Below are 21,372 nucleotides of genomic sequence, written 5' to 3' on the forward strand. Positions count from 1 at the left end.
GATCAGCCGCCCAGGATCGCCGGCTGGAACAGCCCGGCCGGCGAGGCGGTGAAGATCTCGTAGCCGTCTTCCGTGACGCCGATCGAGTGCTCGCACTGGGCCGACAGCGACTTGTCGCGGGTCACGGCGGTCCAGCCGTCGTTCAGCACCTTCACGGCGGGCTTGCCGAGGTTCACCATCGGCTCGACGGTGAAGAACATGCCGGGTTTCAGCACCGCGCCTTGGCCGGGGCGGCCAAAGTGCAGGATGTTCGGGGCGTCGTGGAACACGCGGCCCAGGCCATGGCCGCAGAAGTCGCGCACCACCGAGCAGCGCTGGGCCTCGACATAGGACTGGATGGCGTGGCCGATGTCGCCCAGCGTCGCGCCGGGCTTCACGGCCTCCAGGCCGCGCCGCATGCCCTCATAGGTGATCTCGACCAGGCGGCGGGCGCGCGGGCCCACTTCGCCCACGCCGTACATGCGCGAGGTGTCGCCGTGCCAGCCGTCGACGATGGCGGTCACGTCGATATTGACGATGTCGCCGTCCTTCAGGTTCCAGTCGCCGGGGATGCCGTGGCAGACTACGTGATTGCGCGAGATGCAGACCGTCTTGGGATAGCCGCGATAATAGAGGCAGGCGGGCAGGCCGCCATTGTCGAGGATGAACTCGCGCGCCAGCCGGTCCAGCTCGTCGGACGAGACGCCGGGCTGCACGTGCGGGATCAGCATATCCAGGCATTCGGCGGCCAGCTTGCCGGCCTTGCGCATGCCCTCGAAGTCCTCGGCCTTGTGCAGCTTGATCTGACCCGTGCGGGTCTCGGCTTCGATCTCGAGGGCGTTGTCCAGGGTCATGCTCTACTCGGGGCTCGCCGCCGCGAGGGGCGGCGAAGCGGTCTGCTGTAAGGGGTTATGTCGCGAGCATAGCACGAAAGTTCAATAGCCGTCGCCTCTTGGCCGCGACCTTTCGGCTCGGCGACGCGCGCAGGCCTAGCCGGGGCGGACGCGGCGCACCGTCTCGGCGACGCCCGCCTTGACCTCCTTGACGAAGCTGGCGTCCAGGGTCGTGGGCTTGTCGCGGCGCACGCGGCACACGCCCTTGTAGCGTGTCACCCGACCGCTCCCCTTCTCGGTGACGTCGGCGGTGAACTTGACGTCCCATTCGCCCGGGCGGCCGGTGGGCTGGGGGTCCATGTCGTTGGAGGTGACGCCGGCGATCTCCTTGAGGCCGAACCGCTCCTCGAGCTTGCTCGTGCAGGTCTTGAACGCGAACACGGCCCGCAGGCCGGTCATGAAGCCGGTCTCGGGCGTGTTGGGATCGGATGCGCCGCACGACGTCAGGGCCAGCGCCACGGCGGCGAGCGCCAGAACGGTCTTCCTCATGCGATCCCCACTTCGCGAGCCTAGAGAAGGGGTAGCTCAGCGAGCGCGAAATGCAGCTTAAATCGCTGTTAGGTGAGCGTTGCTCCACAGAATGCGCCGCGCGATCCGCACCGCTTCCGTCCCCATCGCGCAGGCATAGACCAGCACCTCCACCCCGGCGGCGGCGGCCGCGTCCAGCCCCGCCGCGAACTTCGGGTCAAGGTCGGCGCAGGCGCTGAAGGTCTCGCAGTCCTCGCGCTGGACCACGAACAGGGCCACGGCGCGATGGCCCTCGCGGACCTGGGCGGCGAGGTCTTCCAGATGGCGGGTCGAGCGCTCGGCCTTGCAGTCGGGGAACTCGGCCAGGCCCGGCGTGCGCGACAGGTGGCAGTTCTTGACCTCAAGCCAGCACGGCGGGCGGTCTGGGTGGGTCAGCAGGAAGTCGACGCGGCTGGCCTTGGCGTACTTCACCTCGGGCTTGATCGTCGCATAGCCGGAAAGCTCGGGGATGGCGTCGGCCGCCAGGGCCTCGGCGACCAGCCGGTTGGGCAACAGGGTGTTGATGCCCACCAGAGCGTTTCCCTGCTCGACCAGTTGCAGGGTGTAGGCGAGCTTGCGCTTGGGATCGTTCGACCACGACACCCAGGCGCCCTGGCCCGCGTCCTTCACGCCCAGCATGGCCCCCGGATTGGGGCAGTGGGCGGTGATCTCCCGCCCGTCGTCCAGTACGAGGTCGGCGAAGAACCGCTTGTAGCGGCTCACCAGACGGCCATGGATCAGCGGTTGCGGCAGCAGCATGCGAGGCCTAAGTCGGGCTGAGAGAAGTCGCTTGGCTTTGCGGAAATCCTCGTCCTTCGACAAGCTCAGGATGAGGATTTCTGGCCGAAGCGGCTGAAGTAGCCCTCACCCTGAGCCTGTCGAAGGGCGAGGGCGGTCCCTGGGAGAGAAAGAAATGGTCGATCGTGTAACCGCCGCGGTGATGATCATCGGCGACGAGATCCTGTCGGGCCGCACCCAGGACACCAACCTCTCGGCCATCGCCAAGTATCTGGCGACCTACGGCGTGGATCTCTGCGAAGCCCGCGTGGTGCCTGACGTCGAGCAGGAGATCATCGACGCGGTGAACGCCCTGCGCACCAAGTACGACTACGTCATCACCACCGGCGGCATTGGCCCCACCCACGACGACATCACCGCCGACTCGATCGCCAAGGCCTTTGGCGTCACCGCGCCTGAGCATCCCGAGATCATCGCCATGCTGACGGCGCGCTGGGGCGACCAGCTGAACGCCGCACGCCGCCGCATGGCGCATGTGCCCGAGGGCGGCAGCCTGGTGAAGAACCCCGTGCAGGGGCCGCCCGGCTTCCAGAAGGACAATGTCTTCGTCCTGGCCGGGGTGCCGTCGATCATGCGCGGCATGCTCGAGGACGTGGGTCCGCGCCTGCGCACCGGCGCTGTGGTGCTGGCCAAGACCGTCCGCGTCACCGGCACGGGCGAGGGCGTCATCGCCGCGCCGCTGGAGGCCGTGGCCAAGGCCCATCCGGACATGTCGCTGGGCAGCTATCCGTTCTTCTCGGCGCCGGACGTCTATGGCGCGAACCTGGTGCTGCGCGGTCGCGACGCTCAGGAACTGGACGCGGCGGTGAGCGAGCTGATCTCGGCCCTGGCGGAAGCGGGCGCCAAGAACGTCGAGTTGCTCGCCGACCCGGTCTGAGGCCGGGTCGCGGCGCCTATTCCTGGCCGGCGATCGCGCGGGCCAGGTCCATCAGATGCTTGCGCATGCCCGCCGACTCGATCGCCGCATAAGCGCGGGCCAGGTCGGGGCCACCCGGCAGCGACCAGAAGCTGGCCATTTCGTTGGCCAGGTCCGCAGCGGTGTTGTCGACGCCTTCGGGATCTTCGAGGCCCTCAAAGAAGAACGCCACCGGTGTCTTCAAGAACATGGCCGCCGCATGCAGCTTGCTGGCGCTGATCCGGTTGGAGCCACCCTCGTACTTTTGCACCTGCTGAAACGTCAGCCCCAGCGCATCAGCCAGCGCCTGCTGGGAATGGCCCAGATCCTTGCGCCGCATGCGAAGGCGTCGACCAACATGGATGTCGACGGGATCGGGGAACTTGTCTTCAGCCATTCTACGGTACTCGAAACGCTACGGGGGAGAGCGACTGCCAACGCCGCACCAGGATTCGACTGCCGCTTATCTTGACCGGAGTCGAGGTTGGCTGAAACGAATATTCTACCTTACGCTTCTCATTCCCCAAAGGCGCGAACTTACATTTGAGGCTCGTCCGAAGGTTGGTTGGTAGGGACGGTGGGACTCGAACCCACACGGATTGCTCCAACGGATTTTAAGTCCGGCGCGTCTACCGATTCCGCCACGTCCCCATGCGCTGAACCCATAGGCGATCGCCGCCATGGGGTCGAGGGCGGCGTTGCGTCTCTTAAAGCCAAGTTGGTCCGAGCGAACCTGCCGCTCTCGGCCAGCGGGGGGCTCGACGGAGCCGTTCGGCGTGCTAGCGTCCGCGCTCAAGTTTGATGGGGACGGTTTCATGCGTGAGAGGATCAAGATCGCGGCGCTGACGGCGAGCGCGGCGGTGGCCTTGGCGGGCGCGGCGAGCGCGACGGAGGTCAAGGCGGTCAGCGCGGCGCGGCTGCTCGACGTGACGAGCGGCAAGTATGTCGACAATCCTCTGGTGATCGTCACCGACGGCCGCATCACCGCCGTCGGCAAGAAGGGCGACGCGGTTCCGGCCGGCGCTGTCGCCGTGGACCTGCCCGGCGCGACCCTGCTGCCGGGCCTGATCGACATGCACGTGCACCTCGACAGCCTAGCCGAGATCGGCGGCTACAACGGCCTGGAATACAGCGACCGCTTCTGGAGCGTGGTGCAGACCGCCAACGCCAGGAAGACGCTCGAGGCCGGCTTCACGACCGTGCGGAACGTCGGCGCGGCCGACTATGACGACGTGGGCCTGCGCGAGGCGATCGATGCGGGCTATGTGCCCGGTCCCCGGATCGTCACCGCCGCCATCTCGTTCGGCGCGACGGGCGGTCACTGCGACTCGACCTTCCTGCCGCCGTCGATGGACCAGAAGAACCCCTTCAACAGCGACAGCCCCGACGAGGCGCGCAAGGCGGTGCGCACGCTGAAGAAATACGGCGCCCAGGTGATCAAGATCTGCGCGACGGGCGGGGTGTTCTCGCGCGGCAACGAGCCGGGCCAGCAACAGCTGACCTACGAGGAGATGAAGGCGGTCGTCGACGAGGCGCACATGGCCGGCATCAAGGTCGCCGCCCACGCCCACGGCGCCTCGGGGATCCGCGAGGCGGTGCGGGCCGGGGTCGACACCATCGAGCACGCCAGCCTGGTCGACGACGAGGGCATCAAGCTGGCGGTCCAGAAGGGCGCCTACTTCTCGATGGACATCTACAACACCGACTACACCCAGGCCGAGGGGAAGAAGAACGGCGTGCTGGAAGACAACCTGCGCAAGGATCGCGACATCGGCGAGATCCAGCGTGAGAACTTCCGCAAGGCGCTGAAGGCCGGGGTCAAGATGGTCTACGGCACCGACGCCGGCATCTATCCGCACGGCGACAACGCCAAGCAGTTCGCCGTCATGGTGCGTTATGGCGCCACGCCGCTGCAGGCGATCCAGGCGGCGACCGTCACCGCCGCCGAGGCCCTGGGCCGCAGCAAGGATGTCGGCCAGGTGGCCGTCGGACGCTATGGCGACATCATCGCGGTGGCCGGTGATCCGCTGGCGGACGTGACCACGCTGGAGAAGCCGGTCTTCGTGATGAAGGGCGGGGCGGTGGTCCGCAAGCCGTAGGCCTCATTGGATTGGCTGAGTTTGCGTTGTGTGCGAGCCCGGTCCGGGTGGAAATCCTCGTCCTTCGACAGGTTCAGGATGAGGATTTTGAACGAACCGAGGCCAACAGTCGTCCTCACGCTGAGCCTGTCGAAGGGCGAGGGCGGCTCCCACGAGGTCGACAACACGCACGTCAAGACGGCCTCTAGATTTCCCCGGTGACACGATGTGGCGCCGGGGAAATTGAATTTCACGCTTAGCCGCAAAAAATGGTGTGCAGACGGCGCGTTTTGCGCCGACGCGCGACTGAAATTGGTTTCCTTGCGCCGCTCGTCTGCATAATCATGCCCCTCGATTGACGCGCCGGATCGACGGCGCGCGTTTCAGGTGAGGGGCTTTCCATGTTGCAGTCTTCGTTCCGGCGCCGCGCGCTTGCGCTGGCCGCTTCGGTCGCCATCGCGGCGCTGTCCTCGGGCGCGGCGCTGGCCGCCGACGGCTACCAGGCGCCGCCCGCGCCGATCGCCCAGATCCTGGACGCCGCCCCGACGCCCAGCGTCGCCGTCAGCCCCGACCGCAAGGTCCTGGCCCAGCTGGGGCGCGAGAACCTGCCTTCGATCGCCGCCGTGTCCGAGCCGATCCTGCGGCTGGGCGGCTACCGCATCAATCCGCGCAGCAACGGGCCGATCGAGGCGCGTTCGGCGTGGATGAACGCCTTGTCGTTCCAGGATGTGGCGACCGGCAAGGTCCGTCCCGTGACGCTGCCGGCCGGCGCGCGCTTCCTGGCGCCCAGCTGGTCGCCCGACGGCGGCAAGATGGCCTTCGTCATGGACGCCAAGAGCGGTCTTGAGCTGTGGGTCGTGGACGTGAAGGCCGCCACCGCGCGGAAGGTCTCGGACGTGGCGATCAACGGCGTGTTCGGCGCCGGCTACGACTGGTTGCCGGATAGTTCGGGCTTCCTCGTGCAGGCCGTGCTGGCCGGGCGCGGCGCGCCGCCGGCCAAGGACCTGACGCCCACGGGGCCGACCATCCAGGAGTCCAAGGGCCGCACCGCCGCCATCCGCACCTATCAGGACCTGCTGACCAACGCCCATGACGAGGCGCTGTTCGACTACTACTTCACCTCGCAGCTGACCCGCGTGGACCTGGCCGACGGCAAGGCGACGGCAGTTGGCAAACCGGGCGTGATCTCGGGCTTTGGCGTCTCGCCCGACGGCCAGTACGTGCTGACCAACCGTCTGAAGCGTCCCTACAGCTACCTCGTCCCGGCCAGCCAGTTCCCGACCGAGATCGCGGTCTCGACGATCGACGGCCAGCCGGTGAAGACTTTGGTCGACCGTCCGCTGACCGACAACCTGCCGGCCGCTTTCGACGCCGTGCCGACCGGCGTGCGCTCGGTCTCTTGGCGCGCCGACGCCCCGGCCACCCTGGTCTGGGCCGAAGCCCAGGACGGCGGCGAGCCTCGCAAGAAGGTGGCGATCCACGACAGCGTCTTCATGCAGGCCGCGCCGTTCGCTGGCGCGCCGACCAAGCTGATCGACCTGGAGCAGCGCTATCGCGGCGTCGAGTGGGGCCGCGATGATCTGGCCCTGGTCACCAGCCGCTGGTGGCAGACCCGCAATCAGAAGCTCATCGCCGTCGATCCGTCCAAGCCGGGCGCGGGCCGCGTCATCGTCGATCGCAACTACCAGGACCGCTACAACGACCCGGGCCGCGCCCTGACCCGTCGCGACGCGCGGGGCGAGGACCTGCTGCACTTCACGCCGGACGGCAAGTCGGTGTTCGTGGTGGGCGACGGCGCCTCGGCCAAGGGCGAGTTCCCGTTTGTGGGGCGCATGTCGCTGGCGGATGGCAAGGTCACCAAGCTCTGGCAAGCCCAGGCGCCTTACTATCAGGTTCCGGTCGCCCTGGCCGACGAGGCGGGCAAGACGGTGATCACCCGCCGCGAGAGCGCCAAGGAGCAGCCCAACTTCTACATCCACGCCGTCGCGCCGGGCGCCAAGGCCAAGGCCCTGACCAGCTTCCCCGACCGCGCGCCGCAGTTCGCCGGGGTCACCAAGCAGACCATCACCTACAAGCGTGCGGATGGGGTGACCCTGTCGGGCGTGCTCTACCTGCCGCCGGGCTACGACAAGGCCAAGGACGGTCCGCTGCCACTGCTGATGTGGGCCTATCCGGCCGAGTTCACCGATGCGGCCGTGGCCAGCCAGACGGTGGACGAGGGCAACCGCTTCACCCGGCCCGGCGGCACCAGCCACCTGTTCCTGCTGACCCAGGGCTACGCCATCCTCGACAACCCGGCGTTCCCGATCATCGGCCAGAACGGCGCCGAGCCGAACGACACCTATATCGAGCAGCTGACCGCCGACGCTCAGGCGGCGGTGGACGCGGTGGTCGCCATGGGGGTCGCGGACCGGGATCGGATCGCCGTGGGCGGCCACAGCTATGGCGCGTTCATGACCGCCAACCTCCTGGCCCACACGCGCTTGTTCCGGGCCGGCATCGCCCGCTCGGGCGCCTACAACCGCACCCTGACGCCGTTCGGCTTCCAGGCCGAGCAGCGCACCTACTGGGAAGCGACCGACACCTATACGAAGATGAGCCCGTTCACCTACGCCCCGAACATCAAGGATCCGATCCTGCTGATCCACGGCGAGGCCGACGACAACTCGGGCACCTTCCCGGTGCAGAGCGAGCGCTTCTACGCCGCGCTGAAGGGGGCGGGCGCTACGGTCCGCTACGTGACCCTGCCCAACGAAGCGCACGGTTACCGCGCGCGGGAATCCACCGGCCACACCCTGTGGGAAATGACGCAGTGGATGGACAAGCACGTGAAGAACGCGCCCAAGCGTGAGGCGAAGTAGGCCTGACCTTCGGCTCCTGCAGAGCGGTCCTTGTAAGGTGAGGAGGCGGCCCCGAAGGGGCGCCTCCGCGCCGTTGTGTCGCGGCTGCCGGTCGATGGGGCGCGCTGGATCAGAGCGCATTTCCCGTGGCAAGGTCACCGTTCGGGAGACACCACCATGAGTCGAACGGCCGCTCATCGCGCCTTCCGGCGGACGATGAACCTCATCGCCGGCGGCAAGCCCTTGGCCTCGGCCCTGAAAGCCATCGTGCAGGCCGTCGAGGCTGAGGACCCCAAGATCCTCTGCAGCATTCTGTTGCTGGACGCCGACCGACGCCGCCTGCACATGGGCGCGGCGCCGAGCCTGCCGACCTTCTACAACGAAGCGATCGAGGGGGTGGAGATCGGACCGTCGGTCGGCTCGTGTGGCACCGCCGCCCATCTGGGGCGGCGCGTGATGGTTGACGACATCCAGTCGAGCCCGCTGTGGGTCGGTTATCAGGAACTGGCGGCGGAGGCGGGTCTGGCCGCCTGTTGGTCCGAGCCGATCCGCGTCTCCGACGGCACGGTGGTCGGCACCTTTGCGATCTACCAACGTGAGATCAGCAAGCCCAACAAGGAGGACATCGCGTTCATCGAGGCGGCGGCCCAGCTTGCGGCGTTTGCGATCGATCGCCGTCGCGCGGAGGAGGAGCTGGCGGCCAGCGAGGCGCGCGCCCGGCGACTGGCCGAGGAAGCGCTGGAGACGGCGCGGAACCTCTCCAGCTTCTTCGACGTCTCGGCCGACCTGCTCTGTATCCGTGACATGCAGGGGCGCTTTGTGAAGGTGAACCAGGCCTGGGAGACGGTTCTGGGGCATTCCGTAGAGGCCCTGGAAGGCCAGCGCTTGCTGTCCTGGCTGCATCCTGACGACGTGGAGACAACGCGCGCCTACATGCGCGAGGCCGAGGCGAAGGCGGACGGCGAGGTCAACGGCTTCGTCAACCGCTATCGGCGCGCCGACGGCTCCTATTGCCCTCTGGAATGGCGCGCCCGGCGTTGTGGCGATCTTGTTTTCGGCGTCGCGCGCGACGTCACCGATCGCCTGCGCGCCCAGGCGGAGATGGCCGAGGCCCGCGACGCCGCAGAGGCGGCCAACCGGGCCAAGAACGACTTCCTCGCCAATATGAGCCACGAGATCCGCACGCCGCTGAACGGCGTCGTCGCCCTGGCGGCGGCGCTGGGGGAGACGCCGCTGACGGCCAAACAGGCCGAGATGGTCGATATGATCCGGCGTTCGGGCCAGACCCTCGAGCGCCTCGTGTCCGACATCCTTGATGTGGCGAAGATTGAAGCTGGGCAGATGACGATCCAGCCGCAGGCCTTCGACCTGGTCGCCTTGCTGGACGGTCTGCTGGATGTCACGCGGCTCCGCGCCAAGGACAAGGGCGTCGGCGTTCGCCTGGAGCGCAGCCCGGCGGCGACCGGCGGCTTCCTCGGCGACAGCGTGCGGATCAGCCAGGTGCTGAGCAATCTCTTGTCCAACGCGGTGAAGTTCACCGACCGCGGCGAGGTGATCGTGCGCGTCGACCTTGACGAGCCAGGCAAAGGCCATGACGCGCTCCTCCGCGTGGAGGTCGAGGACACGGGCGTCGGGTTCGACGCCGACAAGGCCGACATGATCTTCCAGCGCTTCAGCCAGGCCGACAGCACGATCACGCGACGGTTCGGCGGATCGGGTCTGGGCCTGTCGATCAGCAAGACCCTGGTCGACATGATGGGCGGTGAGATCTCCGCGCGGTCCAGCCCCGGCGCCGGCAGCGTCTTCAAGGTCATGCTGCCGTTGAACCGCGCGAACCTCGAGCCGAGCGCCGAGAGCGACGCCATGAGCCCCCGATTGCAGAACGAGGGCCTCAAGGTTCTTCTGGCCGAGGATCACCCGATCAACCAGCGCGTGGTCCAACTGATCCTCGAACCGTGCGGCGCCGACGTGACCGTCGTGGAAAACGGCGCCCAAGCCGTGGAGGCCACGGCGTCCGACGTCTTCGACGTCGTGCTGATGGACATGCAGATGCCAGTGATGGACGGTCTGGCCGCGACGCGCGCAATCCGGGCGCGGGAAGGTGAGGGGCGGCGCACGCCGATCATCATGCTCAGCGCCAACGCCATGGCCAGTCATCGTGAGGAGGCGCTGCTGGCCGGGGCCGACCTACATGTGGCCAAGCCGGTCACGGTGGCGGCGCTTCTGGACGGCATCGGCCAAGTCATGACGCGCTGACCGGGCGGTTTTCCTTCACCTTTGGCCGGCAAACGCCTAAATCGGGCGGCTCGCGGCCTGGGGCCGCCCGAAACCCTGCTTGGACTTGGCCGCGTGATCACCTTCCAGGACGTCTCTAAAACCTATGGCCGGGGCGGCGCGCCCGCGCTGCGCGAGGTCTCGCTGTCGGTCGGCGCCGGCGAGGTGTTCGGCGTGATCGGCGCGTCGGGCGCGGGTAAGTCCACGCTCATCCGGCTGATCAACGGCTTGGAGACCCCGAGCGCCGGCAAGGTGATCGTCGATGGCGACGACGTCGCCGCCCTGGGCGTTGAGGGCCTGCGCGCCCTGCGCCGCCGGGTCGGGATGATCTTCCAGCACTTCAACCTGTTGTCCGGCAAGACGGTCGCCCAGAACGTCGCCTTTCCGCTGAAGCTGGCCGGCCGCCCCGCCGCCGAGGTCAAGGCGCGCACGGCCGAGCTGCTGGAGCGCGTGGGCCTGACCGCCCATGCCGACAAGTATCCCGCCCAACTGTCCGGCGGCCAGAAGCAGCGCGTCGGCATCGCCCGCGCCTTGGCCACCAATCCCAAGGTCCTGCTCTGCGACGAAGCCACCAGCGCGCTGGATCCGGAGACGACCGAACAGATTCTCGATCTGATCTCGGGCCTGAACCGCGAGTTGGGCCTCACCATCGTGCTGATCACGCACGAGATGGACGTGGTGCGTCGCGTCTGCGACCGCGTGGCCGTGCTGGAGGCTGGCCGCGTGGTGGAGACGGGGACGGTCGAGTCGGTGTTTCTGCATCCGGCCAGCGACACGGCCCGACGCTTCGTGCGCGAGGCCGAGGGCGAGGTTTCCGCCGCGCCGGGCGTAGGCGGGCGCTTGGTGCGCCTGACCTTCAAGGGCGAGGCGACCTACAAGCCGGTGTTGGGCGAAGTGGCGCGGGCCACCGGCGTCGACTACTCGATCCTGGGCGGCCGCATTCACCGCCTGCGCGAGACGCCTTATGGCCAACTGACCCTGGCCCTGACCGGCGGCGACGTGGCCGCCGCCATCGCCCGGTTCCAGGCCGCCGGCGTGGGCGTGGATGAACTTTCCGGGGAGACCGCCCAATGAGCGCCTCGAACATTGACTGGAGCGAGATCGGCCAGGCCACGCTGGACACCCTGGCCATGCTCGGGGGGGCCATGGTGCTCACCATCGCGGTCGGCCTGCCGCTGGGCGTCATCCTGTTCCTGACCGGCAAGGGCCAGATGCTGGAGAACCGGCTGGCCAACGGGGCGCTGTCGCTGCTGGTCAACATCCTGCGCTCGGTGCCGTTCGTGATCCTGTTGATCGTGATGATCCCGCTGACCGTGGCGCTGGTCGGCACCTCGCTGGGCGTTGCCGGCGCGATCCCGCCGCTGGTGGCCGGCGCGGCGCCGTTCTTTGCGCGCCTGGTCGAGACCGCCCTGCGCGAGGTCGACAAGGGCGTCATCGAGGCCAGCTTCGCCATGGGCGCCAAGCGGCGTCAGGTGGTGCTGGGCGCGCTTTTGCCCGAGGCGCTGCCGGGCCTCGTCGCTGCGGCGACGGTGACGGCGGTGGCGCTGGTCTCCTACACCGCCATGGCCGGCGTGGTCGGGGCTGGCGGTCTTGGCGACCTGGCCATCCGCTTCGGCTATCAGCGCTTCCAGACCGACGTGATGGTTGTGACCGTGGTGCTGATGCTGGTGCTGGTCCAGGTGCTGCAGATGATCGGCGACGCGGTGGTGCGCCGCGTTTCGCACAAGTAGGTCTGTGAACATGACGATCGAAGCCGACCACGACCCCCACTGGAACGCCGCTGTCGCCGAGAGCCTGATCGGCAAGACCCTGCTGATGAACCTGACCTTCCTCGACGATGAGGGCGAGGTGCAGGAGCGCCAGCAGTTCTTCGGCGTGGTCATCGACGCCACCGAGCACGAGGGCATCGTGCTGGACCTCTTGGGCGAGCACGACGGCGACACCTACACCCTGCCACCCCAAACCTCGGCGATCCAGAAGGCCGAGGCGGGCGTCACCAGCCTCTTGGGCGACGAGCCCGACTTCGTGGCCAGCTGGATCATCCAGGGGCCGCCGGACGTCGCTAACGACGTGGACGAAGAAGCCTGAGCGTCCGCTCTCTTCTTGAGGGCTCGTCAGGAAATCTGATTTCGTGCGTGATGCGTATCAGGGCAAAAGCCTACCGCTAGATCGCCTTTATGGAGCTGTTCATGGTCGCCCGCCGTGCCTTCGTCGCCCTCAGCCTCGCCGCCTTGGCGCTGACCGCCTGCGGCCCGAAGGCCCCTAAGGCCAGCGACCCCAACACCCTGACCGTGGCCGCAACCGCCGTGCCGCACGCCGAGGTGCTGGAGTTCATCAAGCCGAAGCTGGCGCAGCAGGGCCTGAACATCGACATCAAGGTGTTCAACGACTACGTCCAGCCCAACACCCAGGTCGCCGAAAAGCGCATCGACGTCAGCTACTTCCAGACCCTGCCGTATCTGGAGAGCTTTAACCGCGACAAGGGGACGAACCTGATCCCGCTGCAGGGCGTCCACGTCGAGCCGATCGGGACCTATTCGGCCAAGTGGAAGTCGATCGCCGAGGTTCCGAACGGCGCTGTGATCGCCATCCCCAATGACGCCTCGACCGAGGGCCGCGCTCTGATCCTGCTGGCCAAGAACGGCGTCATCGCCATCAAGGACCTCAAGAACCCGCTCACCAGCCTGCGCGACATCACCAGCAACCCGAAGAACCTGAAGTTCAAGGAGCTGGAGGCGCCGGCCCTGCCGCGCGTGCTCAACCAGGTCGATCTGGCGGTGATCAACACCAACTACGCCCTCGACGCCAAGCTGAACCCCAGCAAGGACGCCCTGATCATCGAGGACAAGACCAGCCCCTATGTGAACTATCTGGTCGGCCGCCCCGACAACAAGGACGACCCGCGCGTCAAGAAACTGGCCGCGGCGCTGACCACGCCCGAGGTCAAGGTGTTCCTGGAGCAGAAGTACGCCGGTGCGGTGGTCCCGGCGTTCTAGGGGGGGGAAGTCCTCGCCCTAGTGGGGGAGGGCGCAGCGCAGGTCGCTGACGGGACAGTCTGGGCCGCAGGCGGACTGTGATGATGGCCACAGCGGGTGGAAAGCGGCCTCAAGGAATCCCTCTCTCTAAGAGAGAGGGTTTTGCGCGACGTCCTCAATGGGTCGAAAGCAGGAAACGACGCCGGCTCTGGAAGCGGACCTTCAGCGTGTCCCATTGCATGCTGCGCCCCGACCCGCCCTAGCGGCGCTGGCCGTCCACGTGGGCTGGGGTTCTGGACGTCGCGACTGGAGGGGGGCGTCCCGTCCCGGCCTTTCCCGCTCCGTCGCCTCTTCGAGCCGACACCGCTCCCCTGGGGCGAGGAATTATTGGCGCTGCCTGACATTTCACTCTACCTATCAGCGCCCGCCGCTTACGGATCACCCATGGCCTCGCCGTCGCTGAAATCGCCCGCCGGACGTCGTCTGGTGCTGGATGTCGCCAACTCCTCGGGGCTCGAGGACTGGGCGCCGGAGCTGCAGAAGACCAAGGTCTATGAACGGATCCTGCTGGACCTGATCCTGGGTGAACTGCCGGCGGGCGGACGCCTGGACGAGCAATCGCTGGCCGCCCACTACGACACGGGTCTGGCCGGGGTGCGCGACGCGCTGGGCCGCCTGGCCTTGGAAGGCCTCGTGATCCGCCGGGCCCGCTCGGGCACCACCGTCGCGCCGCTCGACCTGGTGGAGCTGCGCCAGGGCTATGAGGCGCGCGTGCTGATCGAGCCGCACTGCGCCCAACTGGCCGCCAGGAACGCCTCAAAGGCCGAGGCCCAGGCGATGTACGACGTCTTCGCCGACGGGGAGGAGGCCGCGCGAACCTGCGACCTGCCGGCCCTGGTGGCGATGGACCTGCGTTTCCACGCCGCCGTCGCCCGCGCCTCAGGCAATCTGGCCCTGGCCCGTATCCTGATCCCGCTGCAGCACAAGGCCGCCCGCTTCTGGGTGTTCTCGTTCAATGGCGCGTCTGAACAGGAGCTGCTGGATGAGATCGAGGAGCATCGCCAGGTCGCGCGAGTCATCGCCAGCGGCGACGCCGAGGGCTCGCGGCGGGCGATGCTGCGGATCCTCGATGTTCAGCCCGAGGCCGGCGCTCGATCCTAGATCGCATCGCCCAAGGCCTTCATCCTAGGGCGCTAGTTCCCTTTACGTAAGCTGCAGCATTCGGGTCACAGTCTCTTCGCAATCTCATGTAAAATGTCAGAAGGCATTTTGACGAAGATCAAGAGATCACCAGATATCGAGCCGTGACCGCCGGGACCCCTATCCGGCGCCGTGAAGGCTCGATCCATGTCGTCTCCGCGCATTCTTGTGTCCGCCAGCCTCCTGGCCCTGGCCGCCGCGTCACCCGCTCTGGCCGACACCCAGTTGTCCGACCGGGTCGATGCGGTGGTGATCGTGGCGCGCGACAAGGCCGGCCTGCTGGAGAAAGAGCCCAGCCAGACGGTGTTCGGGATCGACAAGCCGCTGATCGAGACTCCCCGCTCGGCCAGCCTGGTCAGCGACCTGACGCTGGAGCGCTACGGCGTCCTGACGCTGGACGGCGCCACCAAGGTCGCGCCCGGCACGCATACGGCCAGCTTCTATGGCGTGCCCGGCTCGCTGAACATTCGCGGCACCCTGGCCGAGAACTACTTCCGCGGCTTCAAGCGCGTGGAGAACCGGGGGACCTACTCGACCCCGATCGGCGGCGCGGCGCGCATCGAGATCCTGCGCGGCCCGCCGACGCCCGTGTACGGCGCGGGCAAGGTTGGGGGCCTGGTCAACTTCATCCCCAAGTCCGCCCGCGACGAGGGCCGTTTCCTGGCCGGACCGGAAGGGGAGGTGAGCGCCACCTTCGGCAGCTACAACAAGAAGCTGCTCACCGCCCAGTTCGGCGCGCCGGTGAGCCTCGGCAGCGCTGAGGGCGGGGTCTATGTCTACGGCGAGGCCGAGGATAGCCACAGCTTCTACAAGGGGATCTATCCGCGTCACCAGACCCTGGAGCTGTCGTCCGATTTCGACCTGGGGAACGGCTGGAGCACCGCTTTCGGCGGCATGCTGTTCCGCTCGCGGGGCGACGTGCAGACGCCGGGCTGGAACCGCCTGACCCAGGACCTGATCGACAACCGCACCTACATCACCGGCCGCGACTCGACGCTGAAAGATACGGACGGCAACGGCCGGCTGACGCCCAACGAGGTCGGCTTCTATCCCTACGCCAGCGCGCTCTATATTCCGTACTACGGGTTCTTCAGCACCGATGCGGTCCATACGCTGGACGTCGGCGTCGGGACCACCAAGCTGGACCGGCGCACGGTCTATATCAGCCCCACAGACTTCTCGAAGACGGACACCCAGACGCTGTACGTCGATCTGGCCAAGGACCTGGGCGAGGATCGCGCGCTGAAGCTGCAGCTGTTCCACGACCGTCAGGACAACAAGCGTTACGTCTCCTACGGTTATCCGTCGGCGATCGACGCCAAGGTCAGCGAGATCCGCCTGACCTACGCCTTCCCGACCACCGTCGGCCCGGCCAGCGCCCGCACCCTGGTCGGTGGCTCCCACCGCTGGTTCGAGGGGCGGCGGCGCGAAAGCTACAACAGCGGCATGATCGCGCTGGACCGCCGCGACATCAGCTTTGGCGCCACCCCGACCGACATCATCGACAGCCCGTTCGACGACGAGCCGGGCGGCATCGGGCTGAAGTGGGAGAACGACAACCGTTCCACCTGGAAACAGACCGGCGTCTTCGTCACCTCCGACATCGATATCGGCCGGCTGAACCTGGTCCTGGGTGGTCGCTGGGATCGCTACAGCGTCGAAAGCCAGGACACCGGCTTCCTCAGCTATACCGTCACCGGCCAGAAGACGGCCGAGCGGAACAAGGCGACCTGGAACGCCAGCCTGACCTACACGCTGCCGATCGGCCTGATGCCCTACGCCAGCTACGCCAAGGCCGCGGCGCTGGAGATGAGTCAGGGCGGCGATATCGCGCCGGGTCTGGTGGCCGACGGCTCGTGGCTCTCGAGCTCCGATCTCGCCGAGGCCGGGGTGAAGTTCCAGCTGTTGCGCGGAACCCTGATCGGTTCGCTGGCGGCCTATCGCCAGAACCGCACCCAGATCACCGGCGCCATCGCCCCGCCCACCGTCCAAGGTACGCGCGCCAAGGGCGTGGAGCTGGAGATCCGCTGGCTGGCCTCCGAGCGGCTGTCCCTCACCTTCGCCGGCAACAACCAGCGCACCAACATCAAGGGGCCGGACACCTCGTTCCAGTACATCCCCGCCTATACGGCCGGCGTGCCGGGGGCGCAGGCCTATGGCGGCTCGTATGTGGTGTGGAGCTTCGCCGGCCTGCCGGGGCGCGGCGGCGACTACGCCTACACCCTGACGCCGAAGTCGGTGCTCAGCCTCTACGGGACCTACACCAGCAAGGGCTACGACTGGGGTCAGGCTGGCGCGACGCTGGGCGTCAGCCATGTGGGTCGCACGTCGGGGACGGTGCAGAACGCGGTGCGCTATCCGGCCTATGAGGTGGTCAATGCGTCGGCCTATGTGACGCGCGGGCCTTACACTTTGTCGGTCAATGTCGATAACCTGTTCGATACGTTCTATTTCACCCCCGACGCCGACACCTACGCCAACCTCGGCGCCTTGCCCGGCAAGGGCCGTGAGTGGCGGGCCACCCTGAAGCGGACCTTCTGATGATCGAGCAAAGCATCCTCCCTCGTGAAACGGGGGAGGGGGACCGCGAAGCGGTGGAGGGGGCGCCGGCGGTCCTAACGCCCCCGCCGTCACGACGCTGCGCGTCGCGCCACCTCCCCCGCCTTGCGGGTGAGGAGGGTTGTCGGTGACCGCTTCTCGCTTTCGTCCTTGGCTTCTGGTGGCGGCGTTCAGCCTGCTGCTGTTCCTGATCACCGCCTCGACCTACGGCTCGCTGGGCGTGGTGCTTCCGGCCATGATCGGCGACCTGAACTGGAGCTTCGAGAAGGCGTTCCTGGGCTTTTCGGTGCTCGGCGTCTTCACCGGCGCCTCGTCCTGGCTGCCGGCGATCCTGATCCGACGGATCGGCGTGCGCGCAACCTTGCTGGTCGGCGCCGTGGTGCTGGCCGCCGGGTTCGTCGGCTTGGCCAATGCTGAAAGCCTGATGAGCTACTACGCCGGGGCTGCGGCGTGCGGCGTCGGCTTTCAGATGGCGGCCCTGATCCCGGGCACGCACGTGCTGTCGGCCCTGTTTCGCGAGCGCGCCTTGCCGTTCGGCGTCTACTTCACCTTCGGATCGCTTGGGGGCGCCGCCGGGCCTTGGATGGTGCTGACCTTGATGGACGCCAGCGGCGGCGACTGGCGCGCCTTCTGGATCGTGCAGGCGGTTCTGGCTGTCGTCGTCGGCGGCGCCTGCGCCCTGATGGTGGGCGGCTCCCAGTGGCTGGCGGCCGCCGCGCATGAGGTCGATGAAGAGGTCGAGCAGGCGGCGCGGCAAGCGCCCGCCAACGCCCGTGTCTATCGCACCGCGCACGAATGGACCGTCCGCCAGGCGCTGCGGACGCCGCAATTCTATATCCTGGTGGCGGCCTATTTCTCGCACCTGCTGGTCGGCGTCACGGTGGCCAGCGTGTCGGTGTCGCACCTGACTGAAATCGGCGTCGCGGCGGGCGTCGCGGCGGTGGCGGCTGGAGCCCTCGCCGCCAAGATGCTGAGCCTTGAGGCCCTGATGCAGACGCTCGCGCGCCTCGCCGGGGGAGCCCTGGGAGACCGGGTGGACCCGCGTTGGCTGCTGATTGTCGCCCAGGCCATGCTGGTGGTCGGCCTGCTCGCCCTGGCCAAGGCGACGACGCCGGCCCTGATGCTGGTCTATGCGATCGGGACGGGCGTGGGCTTTGGCCTGACGGTCCTGGCTGTGACCGTGCTGCTGCTCAACTACTATGGCCGTCAGAGCAATCTGGAGCTCTTCTCTTTGATGTGCCTCGTGGGCGCGGTGTCGGCGGCGGGGCCGTTCATCGCCGGCGCCATGCGCGACCGGCTGGGCGGCTTCACACCGACCTTTGAGCTCTTCGCCGCGGTCACCGCCGTGGTGTTCGTTGCGGTCCTGGCGATGCGGCCGCCCCGCACGCCCACAGCTTGACTCGGATACAAAAAAGCCGCCCCGGGGGAGCCGGGGCGGCTTCGATGTCTATCCTGTAGGATCGCTTAGAAAGCGGCCTTCAGGCTGACGACCACGCGGCTGTCATAGATCTTGCCGAGGCCGTGTTCGCTGGTGTCGTGGTAGCGCAGGTCAGCGGCCAGCTTGTCGGTCAGGGCGTAGGCCAGGCCCACGTTCCAGGTGCTGTAGTCGGCGTAGTTCTTGATGGTCTGGTGACCGACGGCGCCCGACAGGGTCAGCTTTTCAGCGACCGGCATGGCGGCGTTGGCTTCGAAGTAGGTCGCACCGCCACCCTTGCCCGGATATTCCGGCGAGTAGTAGACGGCGGCGCCCAGCGTAGCCGGGCCAAAAGCGCGCGAGGCGGCGGCCTTCAGTTCCACGTAGCTGTACGAGCCGGGGGTCAGGCCCTTGTCCTTGGTGTAGCCATAGTACAGCACGCCGAAGTCCAGCGAGGTGTCGCCCACGGTCGGCTTCACGCCGGCGTAGAAGTCGATTTCCGTGGTCGGGTCGTTGGCGCCAAAGTCGACGTTCGAAGCCCAGACGCCCGCATAGGCGACGCCGTAGGACAGATCCACGCCGCCCTGCAGGGCCGGATCTTCCTGGGTCTGGCTCACGCCGCGGAAAACGTAGTCGCTGGTGATGCCGAGGTTGTACGAGGCCTTCAGCTCCTGAGCCGAGGCGGCGCCCGCGAGGGCGACCGTGGCGGCGGCCGCGGCCAGCGCAATCTTCATGGCTTTCATAGTTCTATCCCCTTGTCTGTGTCGTCGACCGGGTTGGTTCCCAGCCGCCAACCGCGCCTGCAAGCGCATTTGCGTCCCCCACCGATTAGTCGGGGCCACGTCCTTAAGTGCAATCGAGGGGCGATGAACGCCAGTGCGAAGGGCGCCTGAGGCTCAAACTTTGGGCGTTGTGTGACGATTTTGCTTCAATATTGACGCCGCTCGGCCACATGCGCCTGAAAAGCGAATCCAGCTTGGCTGTGTCTTTACCGCATGGAAAGGCTTGCGCCGCCGAGGTGCAGGCCCCCGTCGACCAGCAGGGTCTCGCCGGTGACGTGCCGCGACGCAGGAGACGCCAGAAAGACAGCGGCGCCGGCGATATCTTCTGCGGTGGAAGCCACTTTCAACGGCGTTGCGGCGGCCGCGCCGGCGCGCAGACGATCGACTCGCTCAGCGTCCATCGCCTTTCCGAACCACGGCGTGTCGATGAAGCCCGGACAAACCGCGTTGACCCGAATCCGGGGCGCGAGCGCGCGCGCCAGCGACAGGGTCATGGTCGTCATCGCCCCCTTGGAGGCGGCGTAGGGCACGGACGAACCGTTGCCCACCACACCGGCGATCGACGACGTGTTCACAACCGCGCCCGGTGACGGGGCGGACTCCAACAGGGAGCGGGCGGCGCGGACCATCTGGAACGCCCCGACCACGTTCACCGAATAGAGGCGCAGGAAGTCCTCGGCGTTCACCGCGTCGAGGTCGGCGTGGTTCGGCGCGAACTTGGTCATGCCGGCGTTGTTGAACAGGGCGTCGATGCGGCCCGAGGCGTCGGCGGCCGCAGCGATCCTGCGGCAGTCCTCGTCGCTGGAGACATCGCCCTGGGCCAGGACCGCCTTGGCGCCTTCGGCCTGGACGAGCCTGGCGGTCTCTTCGGCCTCTTCGGCGCTGCGCGCGAAGTTGATCACCACGAGACCCGCGCCGCGTCGGGCGGTCTCCACGGCGATCGCGCGGCCAAGTCCGGTGGAGCCGCCGGTGACCACTACGGTGAAGCCTTCGAAATCCCGTCCCGACATCGCGTCTCTCCCGAACATCTGTTTGCGACCTTGTAGCGGGGCGCCGCGCGCTTGTCTCGCGGGGCGCGGAGGCCTAAATCGCGCCGATGAGCGATCTTAACGTCACCCAGTTGGGCCGCGTCGTCGACGCGCCCGAAAACCCCGAGGCCGCCGTCCTTGAGCGCGTGCCCAATCCGCAGAGCGACGTGCTCTATCTGGCGCGCTTCGTCGCGCCGGAGTTCACCTCGCTGTGCCCCGTCACCGGCCAGCCCGATTTCGCGCACCTTGTGATCGACTATGCGCCCGGCGACTGGCTGATCGAGAGCAAGTCGCTGAAGCTCTATCTGACGAGCTTCCGCAACCACGGCTCTTTCCACGAGGACTGCACGGTCAAGGTAGCGCGCAAGATCGTCGAGATCGCGCAGCCGCGCTGGCTGCGGATCGGCGGCTACTGGTATCCGCGCGGCGGCATTCCGATCGACGTGTTCTGGCAGACCGGACCGGCGCCGGAGGGTCTGTGGGTCCCCGACCAGGGCGTTGCGCCCTATCGCGGCCGGGGCTGAGGCCCTGGCTAGGCGGACCAATAGGTCGTGAGCGCCGCCACGTCGGGGCGAGGGCGCTCCTGCGGCTGTTCGGTGGGCGTGCCGAGATAGAGGTAGCCGGCCACCTGCTCGCCGTCCGCCAGGCCCAGAAACGCGGTCGCGCGCGGATCGTAGCTGTACCAATCCGTGATCCAGTTGGCGCCCCAGCCCAGGGCGGCGGCGGCCAGCAGCATCTGGTGGCAGACCGCCGAAGCGCTCTGGCGCTGCTCCCACTCCGGGATCTCGCCGGGGATGTGGCGCGAGATCACCGCCACGCAGACCGGCGGACGCGTCAGCTTGCGAAGCGCGGCGGTCGCCTTGGTTGGATTGGCCTGGCTGTCGGCAAGCGGGGCGATCCGTTCGGCGAAGGCGTCCTTGGCCTCGCCCGTTAGAACGATGAACCGCCAAGGGGCTAGCTTGCCGTGGTCAGGCACGCGCGCGGCGATACGCAGGATCTCGGCGAGTTGGCTGTCGTCCGGCCCTGGCGCCGTCAGGGTCATGGCGCTGGCCGAGCGGCGCTTGGCCAGGAAGGCCACGACCTCGGGCGCGGCTTCGACCGGCAAGGTCTGGCCAAACTCGGGGGCGGGGGGAACAGAACCGGCCAAGAC

At 67.6% G+C, this 21,372-nt stretch carries 20 protein-coding genes, 1 tRNA gene and 1 pseudogene; 13 read left to right on the forward strand and 9 right to left on the reverse strand.

Features of this window, described 5'->3' with window-relative positions; genetic code table 11:
- Window positions 1–2: 2 nt before the first annotated feature.
- The 3 genes from map to sfsA all read right to left on the reverse strand — a co-directional run bounded on the left by map (window position 3) and on the right by sfsA (window position 2,138).
- Window positions 3–833: a type I methionyl aminopeptidase gene (map, locus tag J2X45_RS18060; RefSeq protein ID WP_310217614.1), complete on the reverse strand. Its 831-nt coding sequence runs from the start codon at window positions 831–833 to the stop codon at window positions 3–5.
- A 135-nt stretch (window positions 834–968) separates the two neighbouring features.
- Entirely contained in the window at window positions 969–1,361 is a 393-nt protein-coding gene (locus J2X45_RS18065; RefSeq protein ID WP_310217617.1) for a hypothetical protein, read from the reverse strand.
- Window positions 1,362–1,418: 57 nt separating this feature from the next.
- Entirely contained in the window at window positions 1,419–2,138 is a 720-nt protein-coding gene (sfsA, locus tag J2X45_RS18070) for a DNA/RNA nuclease SfsA (RefSeq protein ID WP_310217620.1), read from the reverse strand.
- Window positions 2,139–2,292: 154 nt separating this feature from the next.
- On the opposite strand from sfsA, the gene J2X45_RS18075 reads away from it, so the two are divergent.
- Complete coding sequence (locus tag J2X45_RS18075) at window positions 2,293–3,054, forward strand: competence/damage-inducible protein A (protein WP_310217623.1); 762 nt, start codon at window positions 2,293–2,295, stop codon at window positions 3,052–3,054.
- A gap of 16 nt (window positions 3,055–3,070) precedes the next feature.
- On the opposite strand, the gene J2X45_RS18080 is transcribed toward J2X45_RS18075, so the two are convergent.
- A complete protein-coding gene (locus J2X45_RS18080) occupies window positions 3,071–3,469 on the reverse strand; it encodes a helix-turn-helix transcriptional regulator (RefSeq protein WP_310217626.1) in 399 nt (132 codons plus the stop codon).
- A gap of 169 nt (window positions 3,470–3,638) precedes the next feature.
- Window positions 3,639–3,723: transfer RNA gene (locus J2X45_RS18085), tRNA-Leu, on the reverse strand.
- 164 nt (window positions 3,724–3,887) lie between these two features.
- Between J2X45_RS18085 and J2X45_RS18090 the strand changes: the two genes are divergently transcribed.
- Window positions 3,888–5,171, forward strand: coding sequence for an amidohydrolase family protein (locus tag J2X45_RS18090; RefSeq protein WP_310217629.1), 1,284 nt, complete (start codon window positions 3,888–3,890; stop codon window positions 5,169–5,171).
- A 50-nt stretch (window positions 5,172–5,221) separates the two neighbouring features.
- On the opposite strand, the pseudogene J2X45_RS18095 reads toward J2X45_RS18090, so the two are convergent.
- A pseudogene (locus J2X45_RS18095) lies at window positions 5,222–5,326 on the reverse strand (hypothetical protein); the annotation flags it as partial.
- A 225-nt stretch (window positions 5,327–5,551) separates the two neighbouring features.
- On the opposite strand from J2X45_RS18095, the gene J2X45_RS18100 reads away from it, so the two are divergent.
- From J2X45_RS18100 to J2X45_RS18145, 10 genes are all read left to right on the forward strand, one after another.
- The gene (locus tag J2X45_RS18100; protein WP_310217631.1) at window positions 5,552–8,011 is read left to right on the forward strand and encodes a S9 family peptidase; all 2,460 of its coding nucleotides are present in this window, start codon (window positions 5,552–5,554) and stop codon (window positions 8,009–8,011) included.
- A gap of 156 nt (window positions 8,012–8,167) precedes the next feature.
- Complete coding sequence (locus J2X45_RS18105; protein ID WP_310217634.1) at window positions 8,168–10,246, forward strand: ATP-binding protein; 2,079 nt, start codon at window positions 8,168–8,170, stop codon at window positions 10,244–10,246.
- A gap of 93 nt (window positions 10,247–10,339) precedes the next feature.
- Complete coding sequence (locus J2X45_RS18110) at window positions 10,340–11,338, forward strand: methionine ABC transporter ATP-binding protein (RefSeq protein ID WP_310217637.1); 999 nt, start codon at window positions 10,340–10,342, stop codon at window positions 11,336–11,338.
- Window positions 11,335–11,994 carry a methionine ABC transporter permease gene (locus J2X45_RS18115; protein WP_310217639.1) on the forward strand — a complete coding sequence of 220 codons (660 nt, stop codon included), beginning with the start codon at window positions 11,335–11,337 and terminating at the stop codon, window positions 11,992–11,994. Before J2X45_RS18110 ends, J2X45_RS18115 begins: the two co-directional genes overlap by 4 nt.
- A 10-nt stretch (window positions 11,995–12,004) precedes the next feature.
- On the forward strand, window positions 12,005–12,352 hold the full coding sequence (locus tag J2X45_RS18120; protein ID WP_310217641.1) for a hypothetical protein: 348 nt from the start codon (window positions 12,005–12,007) through the stop codon (window positions 12,350–12,352).
- Window positions 12,353–12,447: 95 nt separating this feature from the next.
- Window positions 12,448–13,260, forward strand: coding sequence for a MetQ/NlpA family ABC transporter substrate-binding protein (locus tag J2X45_RS18125; RefSeq protein WP_310217733.1), 813 nt, complete (start codon window positions 12,448–12,450; stop codon window positions 13,258–13,260).
- A 423-nt stretch (window positions 13,261–13,683) separates the two neighbouring features.
- Window positions 13,684–14,400 (forward strand): GntR family transcriptional regulator, encoded by a 717-nt coding sequence (locus J2X45_RS18130; RefSeq protein WP_310217643.1) that lies wholly within the window; start codon window positions 13,684–13,686, stop codon window positions 14,398–14,400.
- Between the two features lie 171 nt (window positions 14,401–14,571).
- Window positions 14,572–16,980 carry a TonB-dependent receptor gene (locus J2X45_RS18135; RefSeq protein WP_310217645.1) on the forward strand — a complete coding sequence of 803 codons (2,409 nt, stop codon included), beginning with the start codon at window positions 14,572–14,574 and terminating at the stop codon, window positions 16,978–16,980.
- Window positions 16,980–17,129 carry a hypothetical protein gene (locus tag J2X45_RS18140; protein ID WP_310217647.1) on the forward strand — a complete coding sequence of 50 codons (150 nt, stop codon included), beginning with the start codon at window positions 16,980–16,982 and terminating at the stop codon, window positions 17,127–17,129. Before J2X45_RS18135 ends, J2X45_RS18140 begins: the two co-directional genes overlap by 1 nt.
- Window positions 17,126–18,397 (forward strand): MFS transporter, encoded by a 1,272-nt coding sequence (locus tag J2X45_RS18145; protein ID WP_310217649.1) that lies wholly within the window; start codon window positions 17,126–17,128, stop codon window positions 18,395–18,397. The genes J2X45_RS18140 and J2X45_RS18145 overlap by 4 nt, the downstream gene beginning before the upstream one ends.
- A gap of 65 nt (window positions 18,398–18,462) precedes the next feature.
- Here the strand turns inward: J2X45_RS18145 and J2X45_RS18150 are convergent, their stop codons facing one another.
- Window positions 18,463–19,155, reverse strand: coding sequence for a TorF family putative porin (locus tag J2X45_RS18150; protein ID WP_310217651.1), 693 nt, complete (start codon window positions 19,153–19,155; stop codon window positions 18,463–18,465).
- A 245-nt stretch (window positions 19,156–19,400) separates the two neighbouring features.
- Complete coding sequence (locus J2X45_RS18155; RefSeq protein ID WP_310217653.1) at window positions 19,401–20,222, reverse strand: SDR family NAD(P)-dependent oxidoreductase; 822 nt, start codon at window positions 20,220–20,222, stop codon at window positions 19,401–19,403.
- Window positions 20,223–20,290: 68 nt separating this feature from the next.
- On the opposite strand from J2X45_RS18155, the gene queF reads away from it, so the two are divergent.
- Window positions 20,291–20,746, forward strand: coding sequence for a preQ(1) synthase (gene queF, locus J2X45_RS18160; protein WP_310217656.1), 456 nt, complete (start codon window positions 20,291–20,293; stop codon window positions 20,744–20,746).
- A gap of 8 nt (window positions 20,747–20,754) precedes the next feature.
- On the opposite strand, the gene J2X45_RS18165 is transcribed toward queF, so the two are convergent.
- A complete protein-coding gene (locus J2X45_RS18165) occupies window positions 20,755–21,369 on the reverse strand; it encodes a nitroreductase (RefSeq protein ID WP_310217659.1) in 615 nt (204 codons plus the stop codon).
- Window positions 21,370–21,372: the final 3 nt, after the last annotated feature.

The organism is Caulobacter sp. BE264 (assembly GCF_031457805.1).
Lineage (GTDB): Bacteria > Pseudomonadota > Alphaproteobacteria > Caulobacterales > Caulobacteraceae > Caulobacter.

Bases quoted from the DNA above. Each gene is read 5' to 3' on its own strand.
- J2X45_RS18100 (WP_310217631.1), top strand. From the start codon at position 5,552: ATGTTGCAGTCTTCGTTCCGGCGCCGCGCGCTTGCGCTGGCCGCTTCG.
- map (WP_310217614.1), bottom strand. From the start codon at position 833: ATGACCCTGGACAACGCCCTCGAGATCGAAGCCGAGACCCGCACGGGT.
- J2X45_RS18080 (WP_310217626.1), bottom strand. From the start codon at position 3,469: ATGGCTGAAGACAAGTTCCCCGATCCCGTCGACATCCATGTTGGTCGA.
- J2X45_RS18090 (WP_310217629.1), top strand. From the start codon at position 3,888: ATGCGTGAGAGGATCAAGATCGCGGCGCTGACGGCGAGCGCGGCGGTG.
- queF (WP_310217656.1), top strand. From the start codon at position 20,291: ATGAGCGATCTTAACGTCACCCAGTTGGGCCGCGTCGTCGACGCGCCC.
- J2X45_RS18155 (WP_310217653.1), bottom strand. From the start codon at position 20,222: ATGTTCGGGAGAGACGCGATGTCGGGACGGGATTTCGAAGGCTTCACC.
- J2X45_RS18065 (WP_310217617.1), bottom strand. From the start codon at position 1,361: ATGAGGAAGACCGTTCTGGCGCTCGCCGCCGTGGCGCTGGCCCTGACG.
- J2X45_RS18120 (WP_310217641.1), top strand. From the start codon at position 12,005: ATGACGATCGAAGCCGACCACGACCCCCACTGGAACGCCGCTGTCGCC.
- J2X45_RS18140 (WP_310217647.1), top strand. From the start codon at position 16,980: ATGATCGAGCAAAGCATCCTCCCTCGTGAAACGGGGGAGGGGGACCGC.
- J2X45_RS18105 (WP_310217634.1), top strand. From the start codon at position 8,168: ATGAGTCGAACGGCCGCTCATCGCGCCTTCCGGCGGACGATGAACCTC.
- sfsA (WP_310217620.1), bottom strand. From the start codon at position 2,138: ATGCTGCTGCCGCAACCGCTGATCCATGGCCGTCTGGTGAGCCGCTAC.
- J2X45_RS18130 (WP_310217643.1), top strand. From the start codon at position 13,684: ATGGCCTCGCCGTCGCTGAAATCGCCCGCCGGACGTCGTCTGGTGCTG.
- J2X45_RS18115 (WP_310217639.1), top strand. From the start codon at position 11,335: ATGAGCGCCTCGAACATTGACTGGAGCGAGATCGGCCAGGCCACGCTG.
- J2X45_RS18150 (WP_310217651.1), bottom strand. From the start codon at position 19,155: ATGAAAGCCATGAAGATTGCGCTGGCCGCGGCCGCCGCCACGGTCGCC.
- J2X45_RS18075 (WP_310217623.1), top strand. From the start codon at position 2,293: ATGGTCGATCGTGTAACCGCCGCGGTGATGATCATCGGCGACGAGATC.